Here is a 20,349-nt window from a genome sequence, read left to right on the forward strand (position 1 = left end):
TGCAATGTTGAAGTTCAAGCTTACCTTTGTAGGTGCTTTATGGGTATTTTTAACAGCCTGTACAACAGTAAATAAGTTTGTGCCCCCATCTACTGATTTAAATATTTCAGTGGCCTCAGATGTGAATCCAGATATCTCTGATCGTCCTTCACCTGTTGTTTACAAAGTGTTTGAACTGAGCTCTCGCACCATTTTCGATACGCAAGATTTTTTTAGTTTGTATGAAAATCCTGAAGCAGTACTTGGGCCTGATCTTCTAAAAAAAGATGAGCTAGAGCTACAGCCTGGTTCAACAATTGAATATAAAATGAATTTAAATAGAAACACTCGCTTTGTTGGTGTTGTAGTCGCTTATAGAGATATTGAAAAAGCCCGTTGGCGCGCGGTAATAGAGGTTGATCCAACAGGCTATGATGACATTGACGTAAATGTTGAGTCGTTAGCTGTATATATGAAAGATTAAAGGAATAAACATGAGTGATTACACGCGGGTCGCATGGACAGAAGGAATGTTCTTAAGACCTCAGCACTTTCAACAGGCAGATAAGCATGTTTCTAGTGTAATTAGAAGAGTTATAGGGGGCACTGTTCCTGATTCATGGGGAGTAATAGAGCTTGAGATTAATAGTGAGCTACTTGTAACAGGCCAATTTGCCATTGATAAGTTGTCTGCTATTGCAGCAGACTTATGCCCAATTCAGATGCCCGGCGATGAATACCTTCCTGAGCCTTTGATTGTAGCTAAAAGTGCCTATGATGAAATAGTATGCCTTGCAATACCGGCTCTGAAAGGAAGTGGCATTAATCTATCTTCTAAAGACGACGAATTGGTGACACGTTACCGAGTTGCAGATTTATCAGTAAGTGATGACAGTTTAGGCTCTCAAGCTCAAGAAATGATTCAAGTTGCTAAGCTTCATAGTAGACTGATGTTAATGTCTGATGATACATCAGGTTATGTCTTGCTGCCGCTTGCAAGAATTACAGAAGTGACTAGTGAAGGGGCAATTAAACTTGACTCTAAGTATGTTCCGCCAAGCCTCTATGTTAGCAGTAATAAGCCTTTAACAGCGCTTGTCAGAGAAGTATCAGGCTTAATTAAGCAACGTGCTGAAAGTATTGCAGTGAGGCTGTGCCAAGGGTATGCAGGTAGTACATCAGTGGCCGATTTTCTGATGCTACAAACTCTTAATAAATATGATGCAGTTTTTCAAAGCTTATTAACGCATTCACGTGTTCATCCGCGAGAGCTTTACACGCGACTAATTGAGCTTGCAGGAGAACTTGCAACTTTTAGTGCTGTTAACAAGCGGGTACCGCAACTTCCTAAATATGACCATACAAATTTACAGTTTGTTTTTGCAGAAGTTGTGAACTTCCTCTATCAATCATTAAGTCAGGTGATTGAACAAACAGCCACTGAAGTTAAATTAGAACAAAGCAAATTTGGTATCTCATTTGGTGCATTAAGAGATAAGTCGATACTTGACTCTGCTCAATTTGTACTCGCAGTTAAAGCGAGTATTCCGCATGAAGAGTTAAGAAAGCTATTACCTTCGCAAATTAAGATTGGTAGCGTTGAGTCGATCCGAGATTTAGTAAATAACCAATTGCCAGGGATCTCAATTAATGGCTTACCTACGGCTCCACGTCAAGTGCCTTACCATGCTGGGTATCATTATTTTGAGCTCAATAAAAACAGTGAACATTGGAGCAAACTCAAATCAAGCGGTGGTATCGCTATTCATTTGTCGGGCAACTACCCTGATTTAAACTTAATTCTTTGGGCAATTAGAAGCTAAAAAGGAAGCGTTTCAATGGATGAAACAATAATCAAACCACGTCCCGGCCGTTTAAGCCGAGATAAATCAAATGCTGATGCATCACAAGGTTCGAGTGACAAAACCGTTGTCTCTTTTAGTCACTCTTCACCTGAAAAGGCGAATGTTAGTTCTGTATCAATTTTTAAAAATGAATTACTCGATGCAGCTAATGACAGCTTTTCATTGATTATTTTTATTAATCAGTCATCACAAATTGACAGTTTAGCAGCTTTAAAGCATCGGGCTATTGAATCAATTAAGCGATTTGAAACCAATCTACGTGCAAAGTCTATTGAACTTACGGTCATTAATAATGCACGTTATTGCCTATGTGCTGTTATCGATGAAGCTGTATTAAATGCAAAATGGAGTTCGCTGGAATGGGCTGAAGAGAGCTTGCTATCTACTTTTCATAAAGAAACATTTGGTGGTGAGTACTTTTTTACTTTGCTTGATGATGCTTTAGTACACCCAGAAATGAACAGAAACTTCTTAGAGCTACAGTACCATTGCTTAAATTTAGGTTTTAAAGGTAAGTTTCGAGTTGAAGCCAGCGGGGAAAGTAAGCTAGAAGATTACCGTAATAGAATTTACCACATTCTTAATCAAATAGATGGACCACATAGCCAATTTTTAGCACCTAGCTGGAAAAGCCGTGTTGCAGCAGGTATGGAGCTAAGAAATCAAATTCCACTTTGGGTTGTAATTTCGGTGCTTGCTTTAATTGCGCTTGTGGTTTATTTGTTTTTCAACATGCGCCTTAATGAGCAAGTTGACGCAACAGCTGAAAATTTGAAGTTAGTTCATCCTTTGTCATCTTCACAAGTTGAAGGCAATAAAAGTAAGCAATTGGACTTGTTAACCCAGTTATTACACACTGAAATACAACGCGGTATAGTCAGTGTTGAGCAACAAACAGATAGAATCAGAATAACAATAAATAATGAGAGTTTGTTTAACTCAGGCGAAGCGATACTTTTGCCGTCTTTCCAACCAATTTTAGAGAAGTTAGCGCTAAGCCTTGAAGGAACAAAAGGCAAAATCTTAATCACAGGTCACACCGACGATAGCCCAATAAGTACCAGTCAGTATCCTTCGAATTGGCATTTATCATTAGCTAGGGCTACACAAGTAGCAAACTCAATGGCTAAGAATACAGGCTTAATGGGAAGGTTATGGCCAGAAGGAAAAGGTTCAGCAGAGCCTTTAGTGAGCAATACGAATTCAGATAAGGCATTAAACCGCCGAATTGAAATCGACTTACTTTTTTAATGGAGTTGTGATGAGTTTTATTCAAAAGTGCAAGCGCGCTATGTACGCTGCTACTTCTCGTAAGGTAATGATTGTTGTTGGCTTTTTAGCTCTCTTCCTACTTATCTGGTTTGGTGGTCCACTGATTGCGATCGCCGATTATAAACCGTTTGAAAGTGTTGCAGCACGTGCTATCACAATTTTAGCAATTTTATTGGTATATACCGTTGTTAAATTGATTGAGTTCAGAAATCAAAGCAAACGAAATACCAGCATGACAGAAGAACTGATTGAGGTTGATGCTAATTCTGCAGATGAAGTCCAAGAAGAAATTAAAACCTTAAAAACTCGTATGGTTGAGGCGATCGAGTTATTGAAGGATGCTAAGCTTTTTAATGGTCGTAATATCTATCAGCTACCATGGTATATCATGATTGGCCCTCCTGGTTCAGGTAAAACAAACTTCATTAATAACTCGGGTCTTGATTTTCCTTTAAAGGAAAAGCTAGGCACAGACCTAATTCACGGTGTTGGTGGTACGCGTAATTGTGATTGGTGGTTTACTAATAAAGCAGTGATTATCGATACCGCAGGTCGTTACACAACACAAAATAGCCATGCTTTACATGACTCAAAGGCATGGCAAGGTTTTTTAGGTCTACTTAGAAAATACAGACCCAAGCGGCCTGTAAATGGTGTGATCATCAGTATGGGGATATCCGAACTGATGAATCAAACTAAAACTGAGCGTAACTTACATGCCCGTGCGATAAAGCAACGATTACAGGAGCTTCAAGGGCAGCTTGGCATGACCTTTCCTGTGTATGTTATTTTTTCAAAAGTCGACTTGGTTGAAGGCTTTAGAGAGTTTTTTAGTGAGCTCAGTGATGAAGAAACGGAGCAAGTTTGGGGGGTAACTTTTGAACTAGATACTGACTCTGACAATCAAATTGAAGTGTTTAACAAAGAATTTCATGGATTAATTTCAAACCTTACTTCGTTATTAAATCGACGTTTGATTAACGAGCATGATTTAGTGAACCGCTCTAAAGTGTTTGAATTTCCGAAGCAACTTCGTGCTCTTCAGAGTGTTGGTTACTCTTTTTTGAAAGAAATATTTACACCAAATGCGTATGAAAGCTTGCCAATATTTCGAGGTGTCTATCTTACGAGTGCAACGCAAGAGGGAACACCTTCTAATTTGTTGAGTGATCAAAGCTCAGCAAAAAAAGATTATATTAACCAAACTAGAAGCTTTTTTATCAAGCGTTTATTAGAAAGTGTTATTTTTCCTGAACAGAATCTAGCAAGTACTAACAAACATCATGAAAAGCAAAGTAAGTGGTTACGCGTTTCATGCCTAGCCGTAACATGTATAACACTGATTACATTAAGTGTTTCTTGGTTTATTAGCTTTTCATGGAATAGTGATCTAATAGATGAAACGAATCAAGCTTTAGCTGAATATCAAGTATTAGATCAAAATACGGTCGATAAAAGTAATCTAATTATTTTGAATCAGCGCTTTAATGCGCTAAAGAACTTCCCTGTTAATAAAATTAATGCAGAAGACTTTGAAGCGTATGGTTTTAGTAAAGTTGAAGAGCTAACAGAAGCTTCGAAAAGCGCCTACTTACGTTCTTTAAAAACATACTTAGAACCATTTCTACTCAATGCGCTAACATCTGAGATGGAACAACAAGCAGACTATTTGAGTTATTTATATGAGACTTTGCGTAGCTATCTGATGTTATTTGAACCTGAGCATTATAACCAAGATGATTTACTTGCATGGTTTAGCGCCTACTACGAAAGAGCTCTTCCGGGTGATGTTAACGTAACCAATCGTGCTGATTTAATGGCTCACACACGAGCACTCCTCGATTATGGTATTTCTGGGCAAGAAATAGATCATCAAGCTGTTCGCCTTGCTAGAGCTGAACTAACAAAATTGCCAATCGCAGAAAGAGCTTACCAAAGATTACAAGCTGATTTTATGGAAAGTAGCATTCCACCAATAAAACTAACGGACATTATAAGCTACGAAAGCGCGAGAGAATTTAGTTTTCAAAATCCTGAAGCTACGATGAAAAGTATTCCAGGCCTTTATACTTATAATGGTTACCATGGCATCTTCAATGTCGAGAAAAGCAAGATGCTGGGTAATCTGATGGCAAGTAGTTGGGTTTACGGTGAAGAAGCTGCAAACACATACGATATTTCTAAAGCGGAGATCGAAAAGAAATTAGAGCAAAAGTATTTTCAAGATTATATTTATTACTGGCGTTCGTTTGTCGATGAGCTGACTTTAAAAGAGTTCAATTCACCAACAGAAGGTGTTCGCGTTACTAATGTTTTAGCGGGACCTGAAGCGCCAATAAAAAATATTATTACAACGGTTCAAAAAAATGTTCAGTTGACTAAGTTGCCTATTTCTGAAAACCAAAAGGCTGCCGGTAAAGTGGCTGCAAATGCAGCTGAAGTCGCTATGCATACTAAGGCTAATAGACTTAAGCGTTACTTACCAAATGAAACTCCAAAGTTTGAGGTCAAGCTTCCTGGTCATCAAGTAGAAGAAGCATTTAGTGATATTTTAGAAATCGAACCACAGCAACTCGAAACAATACAAGCAAGTTTAAGAGAGCTAAATATTTACTTAAATCAACTTGATCGTGGTGGCTTACTAAAGTCTTCTGTGAAGAACCAATTAAGTGGCAAAAATAAACCAGAATTTCTAAGCCAGCTTGAGTTTCAAAGTAAAGGGCTGCCTTATCCTGCCAGTCATTGGTTGTTGAACATAAGCCAAGATACGTCAAACATCACTAGAAAAAGTGCCAATCAACACCTTAACGAAATCTGGAGAAGCAGTGTTTTACGAGAGTACAACGCAGCAATTGTAGGGCGTTACCCGCTAGTACCTCACTCGGATAAAGAAATTAATCTTAAAGATTTTTCGGATTTCTTTGGGCCTGAAGGCACTATTGATAACTTCTTCACGACCTATATCGCACCAAGTGTCGATACGAGTAAGAGCCCATGGCGTTTTGAAAAAAATATAGGAGTAAGCGAGTCTGCACTTAGAATGTTTGAGCAAGCGGCCAGAATTCGCGAAGTATTCTTTGATGGGAATAGCAATACACCGCGAATAGAGTTTGGTTTAAAGCCAATTAAATTAGACCAAACGATTTCCAGTTTCATGATAGAAATAGATGGTCAGTCAATGATTTATAGGCATGGTCCGCCGAAAGTTAAGAGCATTGTTTGGCCAGGAGACGTTGCCCAAAGTAAAACCAGAATTGTGTTTACACCACCGTATGGGGGCAGAACAATCAATACTAGTTACAGTGGCGAATGGTCTTTTTATCGAATGTTAGATGATTTAAAGGCCCAGCGAGCCGAAACACAAAATGACTTAGAGCTACACTTTTCGCTGCAAGGTAATAATGCAATGGTTGAATTGTTGCCAAATTCAATTAGACATCCATTTTGGAACGCAAGTATAGAGAGTTTTTCATGTCCGACAAGGCTATAGGGATTGGCTATTTGGGCAAGGTTCCATTTTTGGGTGACTTTGTCCAAGAAGGAGTTTGTCAGCAGTTTTCAGAGCACTGGGAGCATTGGTTACAAGCTGCTATCGCAGTCAGCAAAGAGCAACTGGGTGCTCAATGGCAAGAGCGTTATTTAACAAGTCCAGTTTGGCATTTTGCATTGTCAGAAAATTTAATAACGAGTAGTGCTAAAAAAGGAACGCTTTTGCCAAGTGTTGATGCTGTAGGGCGCCATTATCCTTTTACGGTCCTCGTTGATAGCGATAGCACTCCCATTGCGACGTTAAATTCGAATCAACTGTCTCTTGATTATGAAGACGCTGTGTTATCTGTACTTGATGACAGTGTAGACTTAAGTTTATGGCAGAAGAAGGTGATGAGTACGCTTAAGGAGAGCCGTTCACCCGCTAAAATATTCAGTAAAAGCCTTTCTCCAGATGAAAATAAATCTGCTGTAGTTTTTGAGTTTCAAGGAGATGAGTTAGGTGGTGGAACTGTCGATGATGTATTGCATTCACTCTTACTCAATAAATATGGGGATTATAGTGTTTGGTGGACCCACGGTTCTATAGATATCAAGCCTGTTGTTTTTGTTACAGCAGGTTTACCACCAGTAAATCAAGTGGCTGCAATGCTAGATGGACGTTGGCAGCATTGGGAATGGAATTATACCCAGGTAAGTGAGTGTGAATAAAAATTTTATCAGTTATGCCGTGTCTCACCGTGGAGTTATTCGCGAGCTAAACGAAGATGCTTATGTTGAACTTAATAAATACAACCTTTGGATTGTAGCGGATGGCATGGGTGGGCATGAAGCCGGCGATTTTGCAAGTCAGCTAGTAGTTGATGTTATTAAGGCTGAAGTTGAAGAGTTACCTGTTTCATCAATTTCAACCGAGATGTTGATTAAAGCAATACAAAGTGCAAATACGAAACTGCTTGAATATAGCAGTGACTTTTTAAGTAATAAAACGGCCGGTACAACCGTTACTGTACTGTTTTTTAAAGACAATAAATATTCTGCTCTGTGGGTAGGTGATAGCAGAATATATAGATACAGGTCTAACTCTTTGTTGCAGTTATCACGGGACCATAGTCAGATTAATGATTTAATCGATGAAGGATTACTAACAGAGCAAGAGGCAATAAACCATCCTTTAGCTAACGTAATTACGCGTGCGGTGGGGGTGCAAAATGAGCTGTCTGTCGACTTTGTTGAAGGTGACTTATTAACTGATGATATTTTCTTACTTTGCTCGGATGGTTTAACAGGTGAGTTAAGTGATTCAGAAATTAGTATTGCTTTAGCGCCTAAAAATATCATTGATTCAGGAATGGCATTAATTCACTCCACTCTTGTGCGTGGTGCAAGAGATAATGTTACTTTTATTTTAGTGAAAAATGAAAAACTGGATAATTCTAATGATAAAACATTGATTAATGATGACTTGACTGTGCCCTTATTATTAAATAGCTAATATATTATTTTAATAAGGTGGATAATTTTTGTTTAATTATTTTATTTTTTGTAATTTAATTTTAATTAATGCTTTTGTGGCTTGAAATTATAAATAAGAGATGTATTATTTTACGTCTCTATTTTGGGTGTAAAAGGAATTTTTAAGGCGATGGAATGTTTGTTTTTGATGAATATTTAGCTCCGATTAGTGAAGATGCATTCGCAGGCATTGAGCCTAGATCAGATGTATCTCCTACCTCAACGTACTATTCCTTAAAAGATATGCGCAATCAGCTACGTGCTGCTGAAAGACTTGCGCTTGTTGATGATGAAGGGATCGCGTCTTTGGCACGTGATTGGCAACCATTATTAGAATTGTGTAGCACTGCATTAAAAACAGAAAGTAAAGATATTGAGTATTTGGCGTGGTTTACTGAGGCATTGTGTCGAATCCACGGCTTTAAAGGACTGGCTTTTGGTTTCAAAGTTGCAAAAGAGCTAGTTAGTAACCACTTTGATGCACTTTATCCAATGCTTGATGATGGTGATGAGATATCTGATAAGGTCTCTGCATTAGTTGGTTTAAATGGTGTCGCAAGTGAAGGGGCACTGATCATCCCTATTAAAAGTATCGCATTAACAGATAGCCAAAACTACGAAGCTTTTACTTACTGGGAATACCAGCAGGCCTATGACGTCTCACGACTCAGTGAAGAAAAGAGAGAAAAAAAAATAGCCCAGGGCGCAATTGACTTTGAATTAATAGTAAAAAGTGCACAAGAGACTCCCGCTGAACTTTTCCTAACATTAAAAAATGATATCGAAGAGGCGCTTACTGAATTTAGTGCATTAAGCAGTGCGCTTGATACTGCTACAGAGCAATCACAGCCTACCTCTTATATTAAACAAGCACTTGAAGAGTGTTTGAATGCAGTTTTGCATTTAGGTGAAGACAAACTTAAATCCCTTGAAGCGAAGTCGATACAAGAACCGCAAGAAAATGAGCAAGTTGAAGGCGAAACACCTGTCGATGAGAATTCCTCTCGAAATGATATCCAAATCAATAGCCGAGAAAATGCGATAAACAAATTGCAAGAAATTGCGCAATTTTTTAGAAAGACAGAGCCACATTCACCTATGTCTTACACCATTGAACAAGTTATTCGATGGAGCGAATTATCGCTACCAGAATTATTAAATGAATTAATAACCGATAGTGATGCTAGGACCGGATACTTTAAGCTGTCTGGCATCAAAGTTAGCGAAACAGAAACCGAGTAAAAGGAGTTTTGAATGAGTATCCATGACAAATTAAAACGTGTACGTAAACCAAGAGTACACATAACCTATGACGTTGAAACTGAAGGTGCAATTGTAAAAAAAGAGCTGCCTTTTGTGGTTGGGGTAATGGGGGATTTTTCAGGTCATAACCAAGAAGTATTAAAACCTTTAAAAGACCGACGTTTTATCCAAATTGATAGAGAAAACTTTAACGATGTTTTAAAGAAAATGAGCCCTTCTTTGAAGTTAGATGTCGATAATACTTTAACTGATGATGGCACTAAATTTAGCGTTGATCTCAACTTTAAAAGTATTGATGACTTTGAGCCAGCAGCTGTCGTAAATCAAGTTGAACCATTGCGTAACCTAATGGAGACACGTAATAAACTTCGTGACTTAATGACTAAGATTGACCGCTCAGAAGAGCTTGAGAATGTTTTAGAAGAAGTGTTAAGCAACACGGCGAGTCTTGACTCAATTGCTAAAGAGCTAAAGTTAGAGGAGTCTGAAAAATGAGTACCGAAACACTAGCCCAAGAATTAGACACAGCAACAGCGACTGAATCAGCATCGTTATTGACTCAAGCTATAGGCGCAACTAAGCAAACAGATGCAAGTCGAGCTGAAGAGCTGCTACGTACATTAACTGAAGAAGCTTTAAAAGGCACTGTTCAATGGAATAAAAACATGACAGTGACTTTCAATGAAGCGATTCAAATGATCGATCAAAAAATATCGAAACAACTCAGTGTTATTATGCACCATGAAGACTTTCAAAAATTAGAAGGTTCATGGCGTGGCCTAAATCATTTAGTGATGAATTCAGATACTGGCTCAACTCTAAAAATTCGCGTACTTAATATGAAGAAGAAAGAACTTCATAAAGATTTAAGTAAAGCGGTTGAGTTTGATCAAAGCCAAACATTCAAAAAAATCTACGAGTCAGAATTTGGTACACCGGGTGGTGAACCTTACGGCACTATTGTAGGTGATTTTGAATTTACTAATCACCCTGAAGACGTGGAAACTCTTGGCTTAATGTCAAACGTTGCTGCAGCGGGTTTCTGTCCGTTCATTTCAGCATCATCACCTTCACTCTTTGGTTTTGATAGTTGGGAAGAGCTTACTAAACCAAGAGATCTTGAAAAAGTTTTTGAATCTCTTGAATACACTAAATGGCGCTCATTTAGAGATAGCGATGATTCACGCTTTGTTTCACTCACAATGCCAAGATTTTTATCTCGTTTACCTTACGGTGCTGCATCTAAACCGGTTGAAGAATTCAACTATGAAGAGTTTGAAGTTGATGAACTTGCCGGTCGCTCTGTAAGTACCGATAACGCTGATTATTGTTGGAGTAATGCTGCCTACGCAATGGCAACGAATATGACAAAAGCATTCTCTCAATATGGTTTTTGTACCGCTATTCGCGGCGCTGAAGGCGGCGGTAAAGTAGAAGGTTTGCCGACGCATATATTCACTAGTGATGATGGTGATCCTGATCTTAAATGCCCAACAGAGATTGGTATTACTGATCGACGTGAAGCAGAGTTAAGTAAGCTTGGTTTCTTACCACTGTGCCATTATAAAAATACTGATTACGCTGTGTTCTTTGGTGGTCAAACTTGCCAGAAACCAGAAGTTTATTCAACGCCTGATGCGACTGCAAATGCTGCAATTTCTGCGCGTTTGCCATATATAATGGCTACATCACGTTTTGCTCATTATTTAAAAGTTATGGCGCGCGATAAAATTGGTAGCTACATGGAAGCTGAAGATGTTGAATCATGGTTAAATCGTTGGATACTATCATATGTCAATGCAACAGAGGGCGGTGGTCAAGATATTAGAGCCCGTTACCCTCTAGCCGATGCAAAAGTTTCTGTGAAAGAAATTTCTGGTCAACCAGGAGCCTACAATGCCGTTGCATGGTTAAGACCATGGTTACAAATGGAAGAGCTTACGTCATCGCTTAGATTGGTTGCCAAAATCCCTGAGATTGGCTAACCCTTTCTGCATTAAGGATGATGCAAAATGAACTGTGAAGAGTTTTCATTCATAGGAGAAGACGCTGTAATTTCAAATAATACAGCGTCTGATATCTTCGAAAATAGCGCTTTATTGGAACGATTTCTTAATGAGAAAGAAACATTTAAAGCGTTGTTATTATGGCTTGAAGGCTCTTCAGATTCCCCCTTACAGTGGGATAAAGAGTCAATTAGTTCATATTTGCAACTGACCATTGTCAAAATTGATTCGCTTATTTCTAAGCAATTAGATCAAATATTACATCACCCCAAGTTACAACAATTAGAAGCCAGCTGGCGCAATTTGTGGTGGTTAACTTTACAAACTGAACTTAATGATAAAGAAAAAAAAGTAAAGTTACGGCTGTTAGATTGTGACTGGAATACGTTATCGAGAGATGTTAATAAAGCAATCGACTTTGATCAAAGTAGCTTCTTCCAATTAATTTATCAAAATGAGTTCGATCGTCCAGGCGGTGAGCCTTTTGGTGTATTGATTGGTGATTACGAAATAACCAATGGCAATGCACCGGGTACAATTTACAACGATATAGACACCTTAAAAGAAATTTCGAAAGTAGCCGCAGCCTCTTTTTCGCCATTTATTACTGCTGTGTCTGCAAGCTTATTTGGTGCAAATAGTTTTACTGATTTAGGCTATCAATTTGATTTGTATACTCAGTTTGAACAGGTCGAATATACGAAGTGGCGTAGCTTTAGGAACATGGAAGATGCGCGTTTTGTTGGTCTTGTATTGCCGCATGTATTAGTTAGAGCACCCTATAAAAACGACGGCACACGTCACTTAGATTTTTTATATACAGAAAAAATAACCACGCCTGAAACAGAAATGTTATGGGGAAACGCCGCTTACCAATTTGTGTCGACATTAGTGCGAGCTTATGCAGAAAGTGGTTGGTTTGGTCAAATAAGAGGCATTGAGCCTGGCAAAATATCTAAAGGCATCGTTACCGGATTGACGAAAAATTACTTTTCAACCGATGTTTACAGAAAAGAAGCTAAGCCACCAATAGACTTGATTGTGACTAGTAAATTAGAAAAGCAGTTCTCTGAACTTGGGTTTATCCCAGCATCGTCAGTGACAAATACTGAGCATCTCGTTTTTTATAGTAATGCATCAGCTCAGCAAGCCAAACACTACGATAGTGAGGCTTCTACTGTAAACGCTCGCTTATCGTCTATGCTGCAATATATTTTATGTGTTTCACGCTTTGCTCATTATTTAAAGCTGTTAGCGCGTGATCGAGTTGGCTCTTATAGTACAGCCCAAGCCTGTGAACAAGGTTTGCAAGCATGGGTTAACAACTACACTACAGCATCGGATTCTGCCTCAGAGCAAATAAGAAGTAAGTATCCTTTGGCGAATGCAAAAGTAAAAGTGACTGAAAATAAATCGAGGCCAGGCCATTATTTTTCTGTTTTACAATTACAACCCCATTTTCAGCTTGATCAAATGATATCAAGTATCAAATTAGTGACTGAACTAAGTCCTCATCACCAAATAAAGGAATAGAAATGAAGAAGATCCATGAGTGTATTCGCAATGGAAAATTAGCTGATGCATTAGAGTATTGCGCACAGAAACTAAAAGATGATCCACTTAACTTTGATATTCGCAGTGCTTACACGGAACTATTGTGTGTGAACGGTGAGCTTGAAAAAGCTGATAAACAATTAGATTTTATGGTGACAAAGTCGCCTGAGCTAGCGGTGGGCGCTGTTAATTTAAGGCACCTAATTAGAGCTGAGCAAGCAAGACAGGATTTTTACGAAGGTAAAGCGGCCCCTAAGCTATTTCATGAAGCAGATGAGCTAGATGAAGTATTTCTTCAGATGCATATCGATTTACGCGAAGATGATTTTAAATCAGCGACTGAAAAGGCAGCTAAAGTTGAGTCTCTCAGGATAAGTACAGTAAATGAGCAACTTACTGCAATAAGAGATATTGATGATTCATTAAACCCATATTTGGAACTTTTGGGTACCAATGGCGAGTTTTATTTAGCTCGTTTCGATGAAATCGAAAAGTTTGAAGTTCAGCCAATAGAATCAATCGTTGAGCAAATTTGGCTACGCGTTGAAGTAACTATCAAAGATGGACCTGTCGGTACTGCTCATATCCCAGTTGTTTACCCACACTCAAAGAGCGAAATTGAAAAATTAGGTCAAGTGACTGAATGGCATGAAATAAGTGAAGAAATGTATTTAGGCCGCGGGATGAAAATGCTGTTCATAAATGATGAAGCGGTTTTATTGTCTGAACTTGGCTCTTTCATTAATTGAGCGTGAAATTTTCATGATTGCAAGCAAACAGCCGCTCAAAGCATCAATTTTAGACCGCTTGATAGATGACGAGCCTGAAGTACAGGATTCGCCACAGCGAACGGATGGTATCAGCTTATCACTTTTAAAAAATTACGTGAGGCGAGATATCGAAGCACTGTTAAATGCTCGGATCCAGTGGCATACATGGCCAAGTCAATACAGTGAGCTTGCAACATCGTGTTTATCATATGGATTGCCAGACTTTTCAAGCATGGTTGTAAGTTCCCATGAGGGGCGAGCAGCGTTATGTGAAAAAGTTCGAGATGCAATTTTGCGATTTGAGCCTAGGTTTATTGAAGTTGAAGTGCTAGTTGATGAAGAGCTACCCCTTAACCGCATTTTAAACCTAAGAATTAATGCCTTGTTATATGCCGATCCTGAGCCTGAATACATCAGTTTTAACTCTGAAGTTGAGCCAGTTAGTTTAGGTATGAAAATCTATGAGTCTTCACTATGAATGATGAATTATTAAAGTATTACAATCGTGAATTAGCTTATGTGCGCCACCTTGGGAAAGACTTTGCAGAAAAATACCCAAAAGTGGCAGGCAGGTTAAAACTTACAGACGAAGTGATAGAAGATCCTCATGTTTCAAGGTTAGTCGAATCATTTGCATTTTTAACTGCCAACATTAGGCAAAAACTTGATGATAGCTTTCCTGAGTTAACGGATGCGCTATTAGGTCAGCTTTATCCTGACTACCAAGCACCGATCCCTTCATTATCAATTGTAAAGTTAGAGTCAGAAAACCTATCAACGACTGGGGTCATCATTCCGCGTGGGAGTGAGCTTGAAACTAATGTAGAAGGAATGAAACAGTGTAAATTTCAAAGCTGTTTTGATACCAATTTGTGGCCTGTAGAGATAACCGCTGCCCAGTTTGATAACAGTCCTTTTATTGCGCCTAAACCAAAGTTTAATGAACCAGCTAAAGCGATTTTTAAGTTACAACTGACAGGTGAGTATGATGGCGTTTCATTGCATGAAACAGAGCTAAATGATTTAAAAATTTATATTCATGGACAATGGCATTATACGCTCAAAGTATACGAGCTATTGTTTAAACATTGTATCGGAATAGCAGTAGATAATGGCGATGAGGGAGTGCATTACCTCTCTAAAACTCATTTAAAATCAGTTGGTTTTGAGGAGCATGAGGCTGTAGTACCTTATTCAATGCGTTCATCATCAGCATATAGGCTATTAGTCGAGAACTTTATTTTTCCTGAAAAATTTAAGTTTTTTGAGTTACAAAATATTCGTTCTGTACTACCACGCAATGCAAGCACTACAACGCTTTATTTTTATTTAGATGTTGAGTCGAGCGAGTTGGAGAAGCAAGTAGATAAAGACATGTTCTTGCTGGGCTGCACGCCAATCATAAATTTATATGAACAAGAACTTGAACCGATCCGCCCAGAGCTAAGCGAATATGAGTATAAGCTTGCACCACGTTATATCGACTCTGAAATATCAGAAGTTATTAGTCTTGAAGAAGTAGTTGCATTTGACCACAAGGGGAATAAACAGCTGGTGACGCCTTTTTATGCGCAAACACACCCTAAATATCAAGAGCATAAAGATCTCTATTGGCATACTCGACGAGAAACAGCCCTTTGGGCCGGTGGTTATGCAGAAGCGGGCACCGAAACTTATTTGTCATTAGTAAATGGTGGCTTTGAAAATAGTGCGCAAGCACTCAGTGAGGGAAATACGGTCGTAACAGCACGGGCGCAGTGTAGTAACCGTAATCTACCAGCTAGTTTACCATTTGGTGATGATGAACTTGGTTTTACATTACCAAAGCGTGGCGATGTCATCAAAAAAATCAGGTGCCTAGTTGCACCTACTCATGCGGTAAGACCTGTGTTGGGTAGCAATACTCGTTGGCAACTGATTAATCATCTGACTCTTGATTCATTCAGTGGTGAGCACAGCGTAGAGAAATTGAAAGAAACATTGAGACTATATGATTTTAAAGCAACACCCCAATCAAAAGGGATGATTGATAATATCTATAGCGTCAAAATTGAACCCGCAACTGCACGAGTTGTGCAAAATGGGCGGGTTGCATTTGCAACAGGTACCGATATTGAAATTACGTTTGCAAATGATGATTACGCTGGCAGTGGGGTGTTCTTTTTTGCTTCAGTTCTTGATTGTTTTTTCTCGCAATTTGCATCAATTAATAGCTTTACACGCTTAAGTCTAAAGTTAAAAGAACAAGACAGAGTTTATCATCAGTGGCCAGCTAGAGTCGGTTCAGAGGTGCTACTATGATTGCTCAATTGCTCGAGAACGCGACAGAAATAGATTTTTACAAAGCCGTGTTTGTGATCGAGTCGCAGTTATCGAGTACGGCTCAGCACTACCGGAAAGTTGGCTATGATTGTCAGCCAAAACTAGAGCTGATTAAGTTTAGTTCAACACAAAAGTTTGGCTTTGCGGGTAATGCGATAACTAAATTAAAACCTGCTAAAAGCGTTGCAGGGATCACTCAGTTTGATATGGAAATATCATTTATGGGGATGACCGGTTGCTCAGGCGCATTGCCACACTTTTATAGTGAATTGGTGATGCAAAGATTGCGCTACAAAGACAGCACAATGAGAGATTTTTACGATATGTTTAATCATCGTTTGATTTCGTTGTACTACCGAGCTTGGAAAAAGTATAAACCCGCGCTTAATTTTGCTAACAGCAATCAAGATAATCACACGAAAATTTTGGCACTTTTGAGTGGGGGCAATGCCCCTCATCAGCTTTATTTCAGTGGTCTTTTCAGTCGAAAAACGCGAAATATTGCTGATCTGCGAAATATTTTAACTTTCTATTTAGGTTGTGACGTCAGCATAAATCAGTTTGTGGGTCAGTGGCAGCCACTAAAAAAATCAGAGCAAACCCGCATTAACAGCGGGGGCTTTGCAGGACAACATGCAAGGCTTGGTATTGACGCAATAGCAGGTAAGCAAGTTTGGGACATCTCAACAAAGATAGAAGTTACTATTGAGCCCAAAAATGAGCACCAAACAGCCCGTCTTCTACCACAGCAAGAGCTTTGGAATTTAGCCCATCAAATAGTGAATGATTTTGTTGGTAATCAAATTCAGCATGCACTAATAGTAAAAGCAAACTTCTACAAACTTGGTGCAAAGCAACTATTAAAAGAGCGACTTCAATTAGGCTGTAATAGTTTTCTGTTTTCAGAAAAAGCAACTATAGACGGCAAAGTCTCTGAGCTTTCGTTCAAAGGATAAATAAATACAAGGAAATATTATGTCTACAATGACGCTAAATACACTCGTTGAAAAATTAAGCCCTGAGTGCAAAAAGAGTCTTGAACAAGCTGTTGCAATTTGTAATAGCAGAAGTCACTTCACTGTTGAATTAGAGCACTGGTTATTAGCAATGCTTGAACAACAACTTGATGACTTTAGAATTATTTTGAGCGCTTACGATATTGACAGCGACTCGTTAAAAAATGATTTGAATAAGTCTTTAGAAATGCACAAAACGGGTTGTAACTCATCACCGAGCTTATCGATGCATGTTACCAGTTTGCTTAAGCAAACGTGGCTTAGTACGAGCATTGATTTTACAGATACACAAATTCGTAGTGCTTACTTAATTTACACGCTGGTAAAAGATGACACTTTAGCAAGTTTAGTGAGTCGTTGTAGTAAAGAGTTTAATAAGATAGAAGCAGGGCAATTATTGCATGCTTGGCCTGAAATGGTCGCTAAGTCACAAGAACAAAGCCCTGTGGCAAATAGTCAGACTGAAACATCGGTATCTACAAGTTCTAAAACGCCGAGTTTAGATCAATTTACAGTTGATCTAACAGCTCAGGCAAAAGCAGGAAAGATAGATCCAATTTTGGGGCGCGATTTTGAAATTAGACAAATGGTCGATATTCTTACGCGACGCAGACAAAATAACCCAATTCTAACTGGTGAAGCTGGGGTTGGTAAAACGGCCGTTGTTGAAGGGTTAGCGCTTAGGATTGCACAAGGCAGTGTTCCAGATGTTCTAAAAAATGTAAAAATTCACACTCTAGACCTTGCTTTATTACAAGCAGGTGCTGGTATGAAAGGTGAGTTCGAAAATAGACTTAAGTCTTTAATATCGGAAATTAAAAATACCCCAAATCCTGTTATTTTATTTATCGATGAAGCGCACACTATGATCGGTAGTGGTGGTCAAGCTGGTCAAAATGATGCTGCAAATCTATTAAAACCGGCACTAGCGCGCGGTGAACTCAGAACAATTGCAGCCACAACATGGGCTGAATATAAAAAATTCTTTGAAAAAGACGCAGCACTGGCGCGTCGATTCCAAGTCGTTAAAGTCGAAGAGCCTACACCAGAAAAAGCGATTGCGATGTTACGTGGTTTAGTACCCGTTATGGAAAAGCATCATAATGTGTTCATTTCTGAGCAAGCATTAGAAAGCGCAGTACATTTATCACACCGCTACATTACCGGCAGACAACTTCCTGATAAAGCGGTTGGTTTACTTGATACAGCCTGCGCTCGGGTTGCAATGAGCCAAGCATCAACACCTAATTCAATTGAAACGCTTGAAAATGAACGCTCAGAAATAGAGTCGCAAATCAATATGTTAACCCGTGAGCAACGCACAGGATTAAATCACAGTGAGGTGCTTGAGAGTTTAACAAATAAGTGCCAGCAAATTACTGAACAGCTTGCACCATTAAAGTCGCAGTTCGAAAATGAAATGTTGCTTATTAAAGATGTAAAAGAAGTCATTAGTGGCCTGAATGATGAAATAGAACAGCCAAGTGAAGAAATTGAAAAGCTACAACAATGCAAAGAAAACTTAGCTAAATATGATTCAAACATGGTGCATTGGCAGGTTGATGATGAGTTAATTGCTCAAGTTATTTCTGACTGGACGGGCATTCCAGTTGGCAAGATGCATGAAGATGATGTGAAGAGTGTTCTTAATTTAGCCAGCACAATGAAAGAGCGTGTTGTGGGTCAAGATCATGCGTTGGAGCTAATTGCAAAAGTTGTACAGACATCTAAAGCGCACTTAGCTGACGAAAGCCGCCCGAATGGAATTTTTATGCTAGCGGGTCCAAGTGGTGTGGGTAAAACTGAGACGGCACTTGCGTTAGCGAATGAAGTGTATGGTAGTGAAGAAAACATCACTGTCATCAATATGTCAGAATACAAAGAAGAGCATAAAGTTTCGTTACTCCTTGGCTCACCTCCAGGTTATGTAGGTTATGGTGAAGGTGGCGTATTAACAGAAGCGATCAGACGTAAGCCATACAGTGTTATTTTATTAGATGAAATTGAAAAAGCGCACCCTGGTGTACATGACATTTTTTATCAAGTGTTTGACAAAGGCACCATTAAAGATGGTGAAGGTAGAGATATCGACTTTAAAAACACAATTATTATCATGACCTCAAATGTGGGTACTGATACAACAATGAGTCTTTTTGAAGATGAAGAAACTGCGCCAAGCGTTCAGGGTCTGCAAAAGGCTATTCAAAATGATTTACTTGAAGTATTTAAAGCTGCATTTCTTGGTCGTATCAACGTCATACCCTATTTGCCACTTAATAAAGAAACTCTTGCAGAAATTACAAAACTGCAATTATGTAAAATAAAAAATAGAGTTAACAAAAATTACAAATCTGATTTTTTATATTCAGATCTTGTTGTAGATTATATAGTTAACAATTGTAATGACTCTGGTTCAGGTGCAAGAAATATTCATGCATTATTGCAAAATAATGTCTTGCCTTTATTATCTGAATCTTTACTTGATAGTCTTGTTAGTGGTAACAAAATCAATGATATATCATTAGATATAAATGATGGTTCTTTTGTTGTTAATATAAATTGATATATTTAAATTAGTTTCTTGTTTCTTTTTTGGAGTCGGATTATAATTTGTCCGTCTTCATTAATTGATGGAACATTGAGACATTGTCTTCGTCTAGGGAAAGGATATTGAAGACCTTTTCGTTGCGCAGTTAGAGATAATGATTTCAAAGGAATTTTGGGAAACCAAAAGTAAATGATCCAATGTAATGGATGTTATTTATAAATTAAAAGGAGCATTATCAAATGCAATCAAATACATATTTAAAATACGGTTCAATTAAAGGCGAAACTACTGCTGAGTCTTTTAAAGATTTAATCACAGTTTTATCATTAGATTGGAACGTAAGCCGTGAAATTTCAGCACACACTGGTACAGCAATGGACCGTGAATCTAGCTCAACTCGCTTAGGTGATGTAACTATCACTAAACTTCAAGATAAAGCGTCTCCAGACCTTTTCAAAGAAGCGACAATTGGTAAAGGCCTTCCGGCTGTTTTCCACATCACTAAGCAAGGTGATAAAGTTGAAGAAATCATGAAAATCGAACTTACAGATGCAATGATCTCTAGCTACTCTGTATCAGTTCAAAACGACCGTCCAGTTGAAACAATCACTATCAGCTACACAGAAATGATGATGACTGTTACTCCTACAGACGACAAAAATAACATCACTGCACCACTTGTTTATGGTTACAGCGGTGTTAAAGGTCAGCAAATGTAATTTTTTGCAGTACCTAATAGCTCTGAGTTTT

Annotated in this window: 16 protein-coding genes; all 16 read left to right on the forward strand. The window is 38.6% G+C overall.

Annotation, left to right across the window (positions count from 1 at the left end; genetic code table 11):
* The first annotated feature begins 4 nt into the window (after positions 1 to 4).
* The 16 genes from tssJ to CWC02_RS14150 all read left to right on the forward strand — a co-directional run bounded on the left by tssJ (position 5) and on the right by CWC02_RS14150 (position 20,318).
* Positions 5 to 463: a type VI secretion system lipoprotein TssJ gene (gene tssJ, locus CWC02_RS14075; RefSeq protein WP_138618868.1), complete on the forward strand. Its 459-nt coding sequence runs from the start codon at positions 5 to 7 to the stop codon at positions 461 to 463.
* Positions 464 to 473: 10 nt separating this feature from the next.
* Positions 474 to 1,802 carry a type VI secretion system baseplate subunit TssK gene (tssK, locus tag CWC02_RS14080; protein ID WP_138618870.1) on the forward strand — a complete coding sequence of 443 codons (1,329 nt, stop codon included), beginning with the start codon at positions 474 to 476 and terminating at the stop codon, positions 1,800 to 1,802.
* A gap of 15 nt (positions 1,803 to 1,817) precedes the next feature.
* The gene (gene tssL, locus CWC02_RS14085) at positions 1,818 to 3,095 is read left to right on the forward strand and encodes a type VI secretion system protein TssL, long form (protein ID WP_138618872.1); all 1,278 of its coding nucleotides are present in this window, start codon (positions 1,818 to 1,820) and stop codon (positions 3,093 to 3,095) included.
* A gap of 10 nt (positions 3,096 to 3,105) precedes the next feature.
* Positions 3,106 to 6,606 (forward strand): type VI secretion system membrane subunit TssM, encoded by a 3,501-nt coding sequence (tssM, locus tag CWC02_RS14090; RefSeq protein WP_138618874.1) that lies wholly within the window; start codon positions 3,106 to 3,108, stop codon positions 6,604 to 6,606.
* Complete coding sequence (tagF, locus tag CWC02_RS14095; protein ID WP_138618876.1) at positions 6,588 to 7,316, forward strand: type VI secretion system-associated protein TagF; 729 nt, start codon at positions 6,588 to 6,590, stop codon at positions 7,314 to 7,316. The genes tssM and tagF overlap by 19 nt, the downstream gene beginning before the upstream one ends.
* Positions 7,309 to 8,100, forward strand: a complete 792-nt coding sequence (locus CWC02_RS14100) for a PP2C family protein-serine/threonine phosphatase (protein ID WP_138618878.1) — start codon at positions 7,309 to 7,311, stop codon at positions 8,098 to 8,100. Before tagF ends, CWC02_RS14100 begins: the two co-directional genes overlap by 8 nt.
* A 155-nt stretch (positions 8,101 to 8,255) precedes the next feature.
* Positions 8,256 to 9,362, forward strand: a complete 1,107-nt coding sequence (gene tssA / locus CWC02_RS14105) for a type VI secretion system protein TssA (protein WP_138618880.1) — start codon at positions 8,256 to 8,258, stop codon at positions 9,360 to 9,362.
* Between the two features lie 12 nt (positions 9,363 to 9,374).
* The gene (gene tssB / locus CWC02_RS14110) at positions 9,375 to 9,878 is read left to right on the forward strand and encodes a type VI secretion system contractile sheath small subunit (protein ID WP_119853120.1); all 504 of its coding nucleotides are present in this window, start codon (positions 9,375 to 9,377) and stop codon (positions 9,876 to 9,878) included.
* On the forward strand, positions 9,875 to 11,368 hold the full coding sequence (gene tssC / locus CWC02_RS14115; RefSeq protein ID WP_138618882.1) for a type VI secretion system contractile sheath large subunit: 1,494 nt from the start codon (positions 9,875 to 9,877) through the stop codon (positions 11,366 to 11,368). The genes tssB and tssC (CWC02_RS14115) overlap by 4 nt, the downstream gene beginning before the upstream one ends.
* Positions 11,369 to 11,395: 27 nt before the next feature.
* On the forward strand, positions 11,396 to 12,922 hold the full coding sequence (gene tssC, locus CWC02_RS14120) for a type VI secretion system contractile sheath large subunit (protein WP_138618884.1): 1,527 nt from the start codon (positions 11,396 to 11,398) through the stop codon (positions 12,920 to 12,922).
* Between the two features lie 2 nt (positions 12,923 to 12,924).
* Positions 12,925 to 13,692, forward strand: a complete 768-nt coding sequence (locus tag CWC02_RS14125) for a type VI secretion system accessory protein TagJ (RefSeq protein ID WP_138618886.1) — start codon at positions 12,925 to 12,927, stop codon at positions 13,690 to 13,692.
* A 13-nt stretch (positions 13,693 to 13,705) separates the two neighbouring features.
* Positions 13,706 to 14,191, forward strand: coding sequence for a type VI secretion system baseplate subunit TssE (gene tssE, locus CWC02_RS14130; protein ID WP_138618888.1), 486 nt, complete (start codon positions 13,706 to 13,708; stop codon positions 14,189 to 14,191).
* Positions 14,188 to 16,014: a type VI secretion system baseplate subunit TssF gene (gene tssF / locus CWC02_RS14135; RefSeq protein ID WP_138618890.1), complete on the forward strand. Its 1,827-nt coding sequence runs from the start codon at positions 14,188 to 14,190 to the stop codon at positions 16,012 to 16,014. The genes tssE and tssF overlap by 4 nt, the downstream gene beginning before the upstream one ends.
* Complete coding sequence (gene tssG / locus CWC02_RS14140; protein ID WP_138618892.1) at positions 16,011 to 16,991, forward strand: type VI secretion system baseplate subunit TssG; 981 nt, start codon at positions 16,011 to 16,013, stop codon at positions 16,989 to 16,991. The genes tssF and tssG overlap by 4 nt, the downstream gene beginning before the upstream one ends.
* Positions 16,992 to 17,010: 19 nt before the next feature.
* Complete coding sequence (tssH, locus tag CWC02_RS14145) at positions 17,011 to 19,614, forward strand: type VI secretion system ATPase TssH (RefSeq protein ID WP_138618894.1); 2,604 nt, start codon at positions 17,011 to 17,013, stop codon at positions 19,612 to 19,614.
* A 224-nt stretch (positions 19,615 to 19,838) separates the two neighbouring features.
* A complete protein-coding gene (locus tag CWC02_RS14150) occupies positions 19,839 to 20,318 on the forward strand; it encodes an Hcp family type VI secretion system effector (protein ID WP_105181734.1) in 480 nt (159 codons plus the stop codon).
* Positions 20,319 to 20,349 lie beyond the last annotated feature (31 nt).

The sequence above is a fragment of the Pseudoalteromonas sp. S2721 genome, assembly GCF_005887425.1.
Lineage (GTDB): Bacteria > Pseudomonadota > Gammaproteobacteria > Enterobacterales > Alteromonadaceae > Pseudoalteromonas > Pseudoalteromonas simplex.

Coding starts and splice junctions, on each gene's coding strand:
- tssJ (WP_138618868.1), top strand. CDS start 5: ATGTTGAAGTTCAAGCTTACCTTTGTAGGTGCTTTATGGGTATTTTTA.
- tssK (WP_138618870.1), top strand. CDS start 474: ATGAGTGATTACACGCGGGTCGCATGGACAGAAGGAATGTTCTTAAGA.
- tssL (WP_138618872.1), top strand. CDS start 1,818: ATGGATGAAACAATAATCAAACCACGTCCCGGCCGTTTAAGCCGAGAT.
- tssM (WP_138618874.1), top strand. CDS start 3,106: ATGAGTTTTATTCAAAAGTGCAAGCGCGCTATGTACGCTGCTACTTCT.
- tagF (WP_138618876.1), top strand. CDS start 6,588: ATGTCCGACAAGGCTATAGGGATTGGCTATTTGGGCAAGGTTCCATTT.
- tssA (WP_138618880.1), top strand. CDS start 8,256: ATGTTTGTTTTTGATGAATATTTAGCTCCGATTAGTGAAGATGCATTC.
- tssB (WP_119853120.1), top strand. CDS start 9,375: ATGAGTATCCATGACAAATTAAAACGTGTACGTAAACCAAGAGTACAC.
- tssC (WP_138618882.1), top strand. CDS start 9,875: ATGAGTACCGAAACACTAGCCCAAGAATTAGACACAGCAACAGCGACT.
- tssC (WP_138618884.1), top strand. CDS start 11,396: ATGAACTGTGAAGAGTTTTCATTCATAGGAGAAGACGCTGTAATTTCA.
- CWC02_RS14125 (WP_138618886.1), top strand. CDS start 12,925: ATGAAGAAGATCCATGAGTGTATTCGCAATGGAAAATTAGCTGATGCA.
- tssE (WP_138618888.1), top strand. CDS start 13,706: ATGATTGCAAGCAAACAGCCGCTCAAAGCATCAATTTTAGACCGCTTG.
- tssF (WP_138618890.1), top strand. CDS start 14,188: ATGAATGATGAATTATTAAAGTATTACAATCGTGAATTAGCTTATGTG.
- tssG (WP_138618892.1), top strand. CDS start 16,011: ATGATTGCTCAATTGCTCGAGAACGCGACAGAAATAGATTTTTACAAA.
- tssH (WP_138618894.1), top strand. CDS start 17,011: ATGTCTACAATGACGCTAAATACACTCGTTGAAAAATTAAGCCCTGAG.
- CWC02_RS14150 (WP_105181734.1), top strand. CDS start 19,839: ATGCAATCAAATACATATTTAAAATACGGTTCAATTAAAGGCGAAACT.